Source organism: Roseomonas sp. 18066 (assembly GCF_902706185.1).
Classification (GTDB): Bacteria; Pseudomonadota; Alphaproteobacteria; order Acetobacterales; family Acetobacteraceae; genus Pseudoroseomonas.
This window is the reverse complement of sequence record NZ_CACSJM010000203.1, coordinates 1-9,067: the sequence shown is the minus strand read 5'-3', so window position 1 is coordinate 9,067 and position 9,067 is coordinate 1. Positions and strand designations below refer to the sequence as shown.

The following is a 9,067-nucleotide window of genomic DNA, read 5'->3' as shown; positions in this document are numbered from 1 at the left end:
GGGCGGACTGGCGGGGCAGGGCGGACATCGGCGGAAACTCCTGGAGGGGCGGGTAGCCCGGCGGCGGCAGTCTCAGGGGCTGGCGGCGACCAGCGGCCGCGGCGCGGCCTCGGTCATCTCGGGCGGCAGCGTCTCGGCGCGCATCGCCGCGGTCGCCAGCCGCATCGACGGCCGGGCGCCGCGATGCGAGGCCAGGCGCTCGGCCAGGGCCTGGCGGAGCGCATAGGAAGGGCTGTCGGCGGTCGAGCGGCTGATCAGCGCGGCGTCAAGCATGGTCATGGTCGGGTTCCGCGGGGCGCGATGGCCGGCAGGGGGAAGAAAAGCGGTCTGGCGGACGTCGGCGCGGTCCTGCGAAGGGCCGGGACGGGCGTCCGCCAGGGGACGCCAGCGCGGGGCTTTCAGGCTTCGACGCCCGAATCCGGGGTCTCCGGGGTGGCGGCATCGCCGTCGGCGCGCGGGCCGGTCTTGCTGTGGGTGGCCTGGCCACCCTTGCGCCCGGCCTTGGCGGCGAGGCTGCGGTCGCGCGAGAAGGAACGGTCGGCCGCCTGCACCGCCTGGCCGCCCTTTCGACCGGCTTCGGCGGCCAGCGAGGGGTCCTGGGCGAAGCTGCGCTTGGCCGCCGGCACGCTCTGGCCGCCCTTGGAGGCGATGCTGCGCTGCTTGTCGGCATCCATCGAGGCGAAGCCCTGCTTGCCGCCGCTGCGTGTCTGGCTCATCGGAAACATCCTTCCACAGGCCCGGAGGGGCCGATCGGGTTGAGAGGGCCGCGGACCGGGCGGAACGTTCCAAAAGAACGCACCGCAAGGCCCAGGCTATCGATCAACCGGTCGGCCACGGCCAAGTTCCGCCGCCGGCGGCGACGGGGTGAAAAAACCGCAGGGCTCACGCATGCGTGCTCGGCGATCACGGCAGCCCCTCAGCTGAAGATGGCGGCGAGGATCAGCCCCACCACCACCAGCACCAGGGAGGCCAGCAGCACCCAGCGCATATGGCCGAGCGTCACACCCTGCCGGACGCGGTTGGTCTCGATCGGACGCTCCGGCATCGGCACGCCAGGGGCGCCGGGCGGGGGTTCGATCGCGCGCTCGCGCGGCGGCTTGGTTTCGGTCTCGGCCATGGGCAGGGCCCTCCTCCCATCGGGGGTCAGCGAGGGAAAAGCCGAAGCGCCGCCGGAGTTGCAGGAGGCGGCGCGGATTGCCGGAACTTCGCCCGGACTTGCGCGTTTTCCTCGCAGCCAGGCCTTCTGGCCGAACCCTTGATGAGGAGGTCGCGATGCCCCCCGCCTCGCCCCACACACCGTCGCCTTCCGCCGCCGTCCCGCCCGGCGCGGCCGCCCCGATCGGCGCGCCGCTGATCGCCTCCGACCGCGTCGAGGGCACTGCTGTCTACGACCCTTCCGGCAACCGGCTGGGCGCGGTGGAGCGGCTGATGATCGACAAGGCCTCGGGCCATGTCGAATACGCCGTGCTGTCCTTCGGTGGCTTCTTCGGCATCGGCAGCTCGCACTATCCGCTGCCCTGGTCGCGGCTGCATTACGACACGCGGCTGGCCGGCTATGTGGTCGATGTCACCGAGGCGCAGCTCGCCGAGGCGCCGTCCTTCCCGCGCGACGAGACCGTGGACTGGTCCGACAGCGGCTGGGGCGAGCGGCTGCGCGGCCATTACGGACCGACGCCCTACGGCTCGCGCGACGGCCTCTAGGCTGTCGCGGATGCCGGCTGGCGCCACGCGGCGCCGGCCGGCGGCGGATTCGTAATCTTTTACGATATCACAACGAAATTGCCGGATCAGCCGACGAGCCGGCGGCGCTCTTCCAGGCTGCTGCTGCGATGGAAGCGCGGCGTCTCCTTGCCCTCGCCGGCATGCTGCGCCTCGAGCAGCGTGAACAGCGCGGCGCGCGCGCGGTGCACGCGGCTCTTCACCGTGCCGACGGCGCAGCCGAGGATGCGCGCCACGTCCTCGTAGGGCATGCCCGAGCCGGCGACGAGCGCCAGGATCGAGCGGTGATCCTCCGGCAGGCTGTGGAAGATGCGCTGGAAATCGGTGAGCTCCAGCCCCTCGTCCTGCTTCGCCGAGACGGCGACGCGTTCCAGCGCGCTGTCATCCATCTCCTGCGTCATCTTCCGCTTGGCGACGAATTCGTTGAGGAAGCGGTTGCGCAGGATGGTGAAGGCCCAGGCCTTGAAATTGGTACCCTGCTGGTAGCGGTCCGCCGAATTGATCATGCGCAGCACCGCATCCTGCACCAGGTCGTCGGCATCAGGGCGGTTGCGCGTCAGCGACCGCGCATAGGCGCGCAGGTCGGGCAGGCAGCCCAGCAGCTCGGCCTCGATCGCCTGCGCCTCGGGCGAGGGCCCGTCGCGGCGCGGGGCTTGCGAATCGCCGGATGCTTCGCCCGATTCGCATGCCCCGGCCGCGGCCTCGGGCGACGTTTCAACGGTGCCCGAATTGTTCACGAATTCGTCGGCGCCCGCATCGCCTGACGATGTCGGCGCTGTCCTGCTGGGGCCTTTCGCTTCGGGGTCGACCGCCGTCATGTCGATCCTCTGCTGGGTGGCCTGAGGTTCAGGGGCATTGTCGCGGGGCATTGCCGCCTAAACGCCATGGCTCAGCGGTGGTTGCCGAAGGGTTCAGGCGGGGGCGCGGCGGCCGTGCGCGAGGGGTGCAGTAGCCAGCAATATTGCAACTGCACAAAACCTCGGGACTCACAGACGTGAACACAACACTAATATGCCCCGCGCGGAACGCCTGCATGGCCTGCCGGTGGTCGGTGGGTGGCGCTCCGCGAATGACGGCCCCTTTCCGTCGCAGCAGGAGAATCCTCACATGTTCCTCGATCGTCCCGTCGTCGCCCAGAACATCCCCGCCAGCACCGCCCTGCGCGAGCTCGATGCGCGCTTCGACAACCTCGATGTGCGGCTGGAAGCCGACAGCCGCAGCCTGTGGTGCACCATGCGTCCGCAGGGCCGCCCCAGCTACACCATGGAGCTGATGCAGGACGTGCATGCGATGCAGCATCACGTCAGCAGCACCTTCGCCGCCGTCGCCGCCGCCGGCCAGGCGCGCCCGGCCGACTGGTTCGTCATGGCCTCCGCCGTGCCCGGCATCTACAACCTGGGCGGCGACCTGGCGCATTTCGCCGAGCGGATCCGCTCGCGCGACCACGCCTCGCTGGTGCGCTACGGCCATGTCGCGGTCGAGGCGATCCACCGCAACCACGTCGCCTTCGACCTGCCGCTGGTCACCATGGCGCTGGTGCAGGGCGACGCGCTGGGCGGCGGCTTCGAGCACGCGCTGTCCTTCGACCTGATCGTCGCCGAGCGCTCGGCCAAGATCGGCCTGCCGGAAATCCTGTTCAACATGTTCCCCGGCATGGGCGCCTACAGCTTCCTGTCGCGCCGCATCGACCGCGCCAAGGCCGAGGCGCTGATCCTGTCGGGCCGCATCCACACCGCCGAGGAGCTGCACGCCATGGGCGTGGTCGACGTGCTGGCCGAGGATGGCGAGGGCGAGATGGTGGCGCGCGACTACATCGCCCGCCATGGCCGCAAGCACAACGCGCACATGACCATGTACCGCGCCCGCCGCCGGGTGAACGGCGTGTCGCTGCCGGAGCTGCGCGAGGTGGTCGAGATGTGGGCCGAGGCGGCGATGAACCTGGGCGAGGCCGACCTGAAGAAGATGGGCCGCCTGGTCGCCGCCCAGGAGAAGCGCCTGGCCGGCATCGCCTCCCCGGGCATCGCCTGCGCCGCCGAGTGAGCCAGATGACGACGCTTCGCGCCGGGTCAGCCGGGGCAAAACGCCCTGGTGGCCCGGCAGAGGGTCAGGACGTGACGAAGAAGGGGCGCTCGGCAAGGGCGCCCAGTGGGATGGCGTGCGGGATCGCCTGCGGGACAGATGGAATGACCAGGAAAAGCGTGCACGGAACCATCCACGGCTGCGCCGAAGACCGGCTCAGCCGCGGTGGCTCTGGCTGCCGGCCTCCGGCAGCAGGGCGCGGCGGGTGCGTTCCAGCTCGGCCCGGGCCCGGACCAGCAGGTCGGGGGCCTCGCGCAGCAGCTCGTCACGCGACAGCTTGCGCCATTCGCCGCAGAGCCGTGTCAGCCCGATGGCGCCGATATTCGCCGCCGAGCTGCGCAGCGCATGCGCCTCGGCCTGGAAGCGCGCATGCTCCCCGGCCACCGCCGCGCTGCCCAGCGCCTCGATCAGCCCGGCGGCATCGGCCAGGAAGTCGGTGGCCAGCCCCGCCAGGAACTCGTCGCCGCCGAGCTGGCGCAGATTGTCCACCGTCTCCACGTCGATCGCCGGCTGCGTCGGGCGGAAGCGCGGGTGGGAGGCGATGTCGGCGACGCTGACCTGCTCCTCCTCCGGCGGCGCGGCGCTGGGCAGCGGGCTGCGGTCGGCGCCGGGCAGCGCCGCGCGGGCGGCGGCGGCGACGATGCGCAGCAGCTCCTCCGGCTGCACCGGCTTGGTGACATGGCCGTCCATGCCGGCCTCGCGGCAGCGATGGGCGGATTCCTCGGTGGCATCCGCGGTCAGCGCCAGGATCGGCAGATGCGGCTGGCCGAGGGCCATGACGCGGAACATCTTGGTCGCCTCGATGCCGTCCATCTCCGGCATGTTGACGTCCATCAACACCAGGTCGAGCCCGTCGGCCTCGCGCTCCAGCAGGTCGAGGGCGGCATCGCCATTCTCGGCCAGGCAGACCTCGTGGCCGGCGCTTTCCAGGATCTTGGCGAAGACCCGCTGGTTGACCCGGCTGTCATCGGCCACCAGCACCCGCAGCCGGCGGCCCGGCGGGGCCGCCAGCAGCGGCGGCGCGGCGGCGGGCAGGCCGGGCAGGGTCGCCTCGGCGGCGGTGGCCGGCGCGGCGGCGGCCAGGCCGCGGCCCGGCGCGATGCCCAGCGCCAGCCGCAGCCCGCCGGCCAGCTCGGCCCCCTCGGCCGCCTCGGGCAGCAGCACGGCGCTGGCGCGGCGCAGCGTCAGCGGCGGCAGGCCGGCGGCATGGCCGCCCAGCAGCAGCCGGGCATAGGGCAGCTCCTGCCGCAGATCCTCGGGCAGCACGGCGCTGAGCTCGGGCAGGGCGCCGGCATGGGCCAGCAGCAGCGCCTGGCCGGGCGGCTGGGCGCGCAGCAGGTCGAGCGCGGCCTCCGCCGTCGCCGCCGGCCGGGTGACCAGGCCGAGGGCGCCGAAGCGCTCGGCCAGCGCCGCGGCGCGGATCGGCGCGCCGTCCAGCAGCACCAGGGTGACACCGTCGAGCGAGGCGACCGGCGCGTCGGCGACGCTCTCCACCCGGATATCGAAGAAGAAGGTGCTGCCGAGGCCGAGCGCCGAGCGGACGCCGATGCTGCCGCCCATCAGGCCCACCAGCTGGCGGCAGATGCCCAGGCCCAGCCCGGTGCCGCCGAAGCGGTTGATGATGCTGGAATCGGCCTGGGTGAAATTCTCGAAGATGCGCTCCTGCGCCTCCTCGGCGATGCCGATGCCGGTATCGGAGATCTCGGCGGCCAGGCGATAGCGGCCGGGCCCGGTCGGCACCGCGTCGAGCGCCACCGTCACGCTGCCCTCGGCGGTGAACTTCACCGCGTTGCCGGCCAGGTTCAGCAGCACTTCCAGCAGGTGGCGGCGGTCGCCGCGCAGCCAGCCGGGGGTGCGCGGCGTGACATGCAGGTTGAAATGCAGCCCCTTGTCGCGGCATTGCGCGGCCAGCAGGGCGCGCAGCTCGACCAGCAGCTCGGCGGTGTCGAAGGCCACCGTCTCGCTCGGCATCCGCCCCGCCTCGATGCGGGACAGGTTCAGGATGTCGTCGATCAGCGCCAGCAGCGAGCGGGCGGCGCTGTCGACGGTGCGCGCCATCTCCTGCTGCTCGGCATCCAGCCGGGTGCCGCGCAGCAGCCCGCCCATGCCGATGATGGCGTTCAGCGGGGTGCGCAGCTCGTGGCTGACGCTGGCCAGGAACAACGACTTGGCGCTGTTGGCGGCCTCGGCCTGCTGGCGGGCGGTGTTCAGCTTGCGGATCAGCGTGCCGGCATAGAGCGGCAGGATCAGCAGGCCGATCCACAGCCCCACCGCCAGGTGCATGGTCTGCTGCCAGAACTCGGTGGTGGCGATGACCGCGCCGAAGCCGGCCAGCGCCGCCAGCATGGCGATGCGCAGCGCCGGCAGGCCGAAGCGGAAGCCGTTGCCGAAGACCACCCAGAGATAGATCGGGAAGAAGGCCGCGACCGGCTCCCCCCCCAGATGCAGCTGCCAGGAGGTGAAGCCGCAATCGAGCAGCACGGCGACCAGCCGGCGCCCGGCATTGACCCCGGGGAAGACCAGGATATGGACCAGCACGCCGATCGCCAGCGTGAAGAAGGCCGCCATGCTGAGCAGCGCTTCCTGGCTGCCGCCCGAGGCCAGCACCGCCAGCAGCACGCCGCCGCCGAAGACGAGCCGGTTCAGGCTCATCTCATGCTCGCTGTCCGGCCGGCTGCGCAGCCGGTTGACCAGGAAGCGCCAGGCCAGGCCGAGCCGCCCGGGCCGGCGCGCCACGACCCCCGATGTCCCCGAGGCGCCCGCCACCTGGTCAGACGGCGTCGCGGAGGAAGGCGGGCCGTCCGGAAGGGGACCGGAGGCGGGGCCGTCTGGGTTCATGTGCCGCTCGATGCCCCGCGCATGCTCAGTCTCCGGACCCGGCGGCGGCGGGGCGCGGCGCCGCGGGCATGGGTTCGGGGCCGAGGCCCAGGCCGCGCGCGCCCTTGGACGGCGGCAGCGGCGGCAGCACGGTGCCGGGCAGCACCGGCGGCGGCGGCTCCTCGCCACCGCGGTCCAGCGGCACCACCACCTCGCGCTCGACGCGCGGCCGCGCCTGGGGCTGGCGCAGCAGCTGGGCGAAGGCCTCGGGCGGCACCGCCTCGCTGAAGTAGAAGCCCTGCACCTCGTCGCAGCCCTCGCTCTTCAGCCGGGCCAGCTGCGCCTCGTTCTCGACGCCTTCCGCGATCACCTGCAGCCGCAGCATGTGGCCGAGCTCGACGATGGTGCGGACGATGGCCGCGTCGTTCGGCTCGGTGGTCATGCCGCGGACGAAGGACTGGTCGATCTTCAGCCGGTCGACCGGGAAGCTCTTGACGTAGTTCAGCGACGAATAGCCGGTGCCGAAGTCGTCGACCGAGATGCGGATGCCGAGCGCCCGCAGCGCCTGCAGCCCGGCCACCGTCTCCGGCGCCTGGTCCATCAGGATGCCCTCGGTCAGCTCCAGGTCGAGCAGCTCGGGGTCCAGCCCGGTCTCCTCCAGCACGCGGATCACCAGGGCCTGCACGTCCTGGCGGCGGAACTGCACCGGCGACAGGTTGACGCCCATGCGCACCGGCGGCAGCCCGGCCTCGCGCCAGGCGGCGGCCTGGCGGCAGGCCTCGACCAGCACCCATTCGTTGATCGGCACGATCAGCCCGGTCTCCTCGGCGATGGCCAGGAAGGTGCCGGGGGTGGACAGCCGCTGGCCGGAACGCCGCCAGCGCAGCAGCGCCTCGGCCCCGGTGATGCGGTTGCTGCGCAGGTCGACCTGCGGCTGGTAGTGCAGCACGAACTCGCCGCGGGCGAGGCCGGCGCGCAGGTCGGCCTCGATCTGCATGGCCTCGCGGGCGCGGGCATCCATGGCGGCGGCGAAGAAGCGCCAGGCGTTCCGCCCCTCCGCCTTGGCCCGGTACATGGCGAGGTCGGCGTTGCGCAGCAGCTCGTCCGGGTCGGTGCCGTCGCGCGGATAGAGGGTGATGCCGATGCTGGCGCCGGCCGACAGGCTGTGGCCCTCGCAGACCACCGGCTCCGACAGGGCGGCGATCACCCGTCCGGCCAGGGCATCGGCCTCCTCGGCGCCGTTGATGCCGGTCTGCACGATGGCGAACTCGTCGCCGCCGAGGCGCGCCACGATGTCGTCTTCCCGGACCGTCGCCTTCAGCCGCTGCGCCACGGCGCGCAGCAGCTCGTCGCCCAGGTGGTGGCCGAGGGCGTCGTTGACCGCCTTGAAGCGGTCGAGGTCGAGGAACAGCAGCGCGAAGACATGGTCGCCGCGGCGGCCGCGGGCCAGCTCCCGCCGCAGCCGGTCGCGCAGGAAGGCGCGGTTGGGCAGGCCGGTCAGCGCGTCGTGATGCGCCATGTGGCCCAGCCGCCGCTCCGCCAGCTTGCGGTCGGTGATCTCCAGCGAGGTGGTCAGCACCGAGACCACCTCGCCGCGCGCATTGTGCAGCGGCGCCTTGGTGGTGACGAAGATGCGCGGCTGCCCCTCGGGCGAGGTGGTCTCCTCCTCGCGGCCGGGCAGCGCCATGCCGGTCTCGAAGACCAGCTGGTCGAGCGCGCGGGAGCGCAGCGCCCGCTCATGCCCGAACAGCCGCTCGATGTCGTGGCCGACCAGGGTGTCGGGCGGCTGGCCGACGAAGCTGGCCTGGGCGGCGTTGACGAAGACGCAGCGGCCCTGGCGGTCGGCGGCGCTGATCATCGCCGGCACCGTGTCGATCACCTGGGCCAGCGCCGCGCGGCTGTCGCGCAGCAATTCCTCATGGGAGCGGGCGGTGTGCTCCAGCTCCTGCTCCAGCGACTCGGCGCGGCGCTCGATCACCTGCTGCTGCCAGCGCATGCGCAGCAGGTTGCGGGCCCGCGTCAGGAACTCGTAATGGTCGACCGGGCTGAGCAGGAAATCGGTGGCCCCCGCCTCCAGCGCCCGCATCCGGTAGGCGCGGTCGTTATAGGCGGTGATCACGATCACCGGCACGTCGACCACCGAGGGGCTGCCGCTGCCGGCCGGCTTCAACCCGCGCAGCCGGCGGGTGAACTCGGCGCCGTCCATCTCCGGCATGCGGAAATCGGTCACCACCAGGTCGACGCTGTTCTGCGACAGCCAGCGCAACGCCTCGTGCGGGTCGCCGAAGGCCTGGACGTGAACGTCCTTGTCCAGCGACAACGCCAGCCGGGCGAAGATATCTCGGTTGGTCGTCCTGTCGTCCAGGATCAGGATCGTAGCCATATCGCTCCGTCGTGCACGGAAAGGGACGCCCGTAGGAGACGCCGGGGGGGAGACGGTCAGGACCGGCGG

General features: G+C 72.1%; 8 protein-coding genes. 2 read left to right on the top strand and 6 right to left on the bottom strand.

Annotated elements, in window-relative coordinates; genetic code table 11:
• Window positions 1-72 precede the first annotated feature (72 nt).
• The 3 genes from GVN67_RS26400 to GVN67_RS26390 all read right to left on the bottom strand — a co-directional run bounded on the left by GVN67_RS26400 (window position 73) and on the right by GVN67_RS26390 (window position 1,117).
• A complete protein-coding gene (locus GVN67_RS26400; RefSeq protein ID WP_160000304.1) occupies window positions 73-279 on the bottom strand; it encodes a hypothetical protein in 207 nt (68 codons plus the stop codon).
• Window positions 280-398: 119 nt separating this feature from the next.
• A complete protein-coding gene (locus tag GVN67_RS26395) occupies window positions 399-716 on the bottom strand; it encodes a general stress protein (RefSeq protein ID WP_235035520.1) in 318 nt (105 codons plus the stop codon).
• A gap of 200 nt (window positions 717-916) precedes the next feature.
• A complete protein-coding gene (locus GVN67_RS26390; protein WP_160000303.1) occupies window positions 917-1,117 on the bottom strand; it encodes a hypothetical protein in 201 nt (66 codons plus the stop codon).
• Window positions 1,118-1,272: 155 nt separating this feature from the next.
• Between GVN67_RS26390 and GVN67_RS26385 the strand changes: the two genes are divergently transcribed.
• Window positions 1,273-1,701 (top strand): PRC-barrel domain-containing protein, encoded by a 429-nt coding sequence (locus tag GVN67_RS26385; RefSeq protein WP_160000302.1) that lies wholly within the window; start codon window positions 1,273-1,275, stop codon window positions 1,699-1,701.
• An 86-nt stretch (window positions 1,702-1,787) separates the two neighbouring features.
• On the opposite strand, the gene GVN67_RS26380 is transcribed toward GVN67_RS26385, so the two are convergent.
• Window positions 1,788-2,456 carry a sigma-70 family RNA polymerase sigma factor gene (locus GVN67_RS26380; RefSeq protein ID WP_235035519.1) on the bottom strand — a complete coding sequence of 223 codons (669 nt, stop codon included), beginning with the start codon at window positions 2,454-2,456 and terminating at the stop codon, window positions 1,788-1,790.
• Window positions 2,457-2,826: 370 nt separating this feature from the next.
• Between GVN67_RS26380 and GVN67_RS26375 the strand changes: the two genes are divergently transcribed.
• A complete protein-coding gene (locus GVN67_RS26375; RefSeq protein WP_160000301.1) occupies window positions 2,827-3,759 on the top strand; it encodes a crotonase/enoyl-CoA hydratase family protein in 933 nt (310 codons plus the stop codon).
• Between the two features lie 195 nt (window positions 3,760-3,954).
• On the opposite strand, the gene GVN67_RS26370 is transcribed toward GVN67_RS26375, so the two are convergent.
• Together GVN67_RS26370 and GVN67_RS26365 are read right to left on the bottom strand one after the other, a co-directional pair.
• Window positions 3,955-6,534, bottom strand: coding sequence for a response regulator (locus tag GVN67_RS26370; protein WP_160000300.1), 2,580 nt, complete (start codon window positions 6,532-6,534; stop codon window positions 3,955-3,957).
• Between the two features lie 127 nt (window positions 6,535-6,661).
• A complete protein-coding gene (locus GVN67_RS26365) occupies window positions 6,662-8,998 on the bottom strand; it encodes an EAL domain-containing protein (protein WP_160000299.1) in 2,337 nt (778 codons plus the stop codon).
• Window positions 8,999-9,067 lie beyond the last annotated feature (69 nt).

What these genes read in the sequence shown, in the direction of transcription:
- GVN67_RS26390 (WP_160000303.1), bottom strand. Translation starts at nt 1,117, where the DNA reads ATGGCCGAGACCGAAACCAAGCCGCCGCGCGAGCGCGCGATCGAACCC.
- GVN67_RS26365 (WP_160000299.1), bottom strand. Translation starts at nt 8,998, where the DNA reads ATGGCTACGATCCTGATCCTGGACGACAGGACGACCAACCGAGATATC.
- GVN67_RS26395 (WP_235035520.1), bottom strand. Translation starts at nt 716, where the DNA reads ATGAGCCAGACACGCAGCGGCGGCAAGCAGGGCTTCGCCTCGATGGAT.
- GVN67_RS26375 (WP_160000301.1), top strand. Translation starts at nt 2,827, where the DNA reads ATGTTCCTCGATCGTCCCGTCGTCGCCCAGAACATCCCCGCCAGCACC.
- GVN67_RS26400 (WP_160000304.1), bottom strand. Translation starts at nt 279, where the DNA reads ATGACCATGCTTGACGCCGCGCTGATCAGCCGCTCGACCGCCGACAGC.
- GVN67_RS26385 (WP_160000302.1), top strand. Translation starts at nt 1,273, where the DNA reads ATGCCCCCCGCCTCGCCCCACACACCGTCGCCTTCCGCCGCCGTCCCG.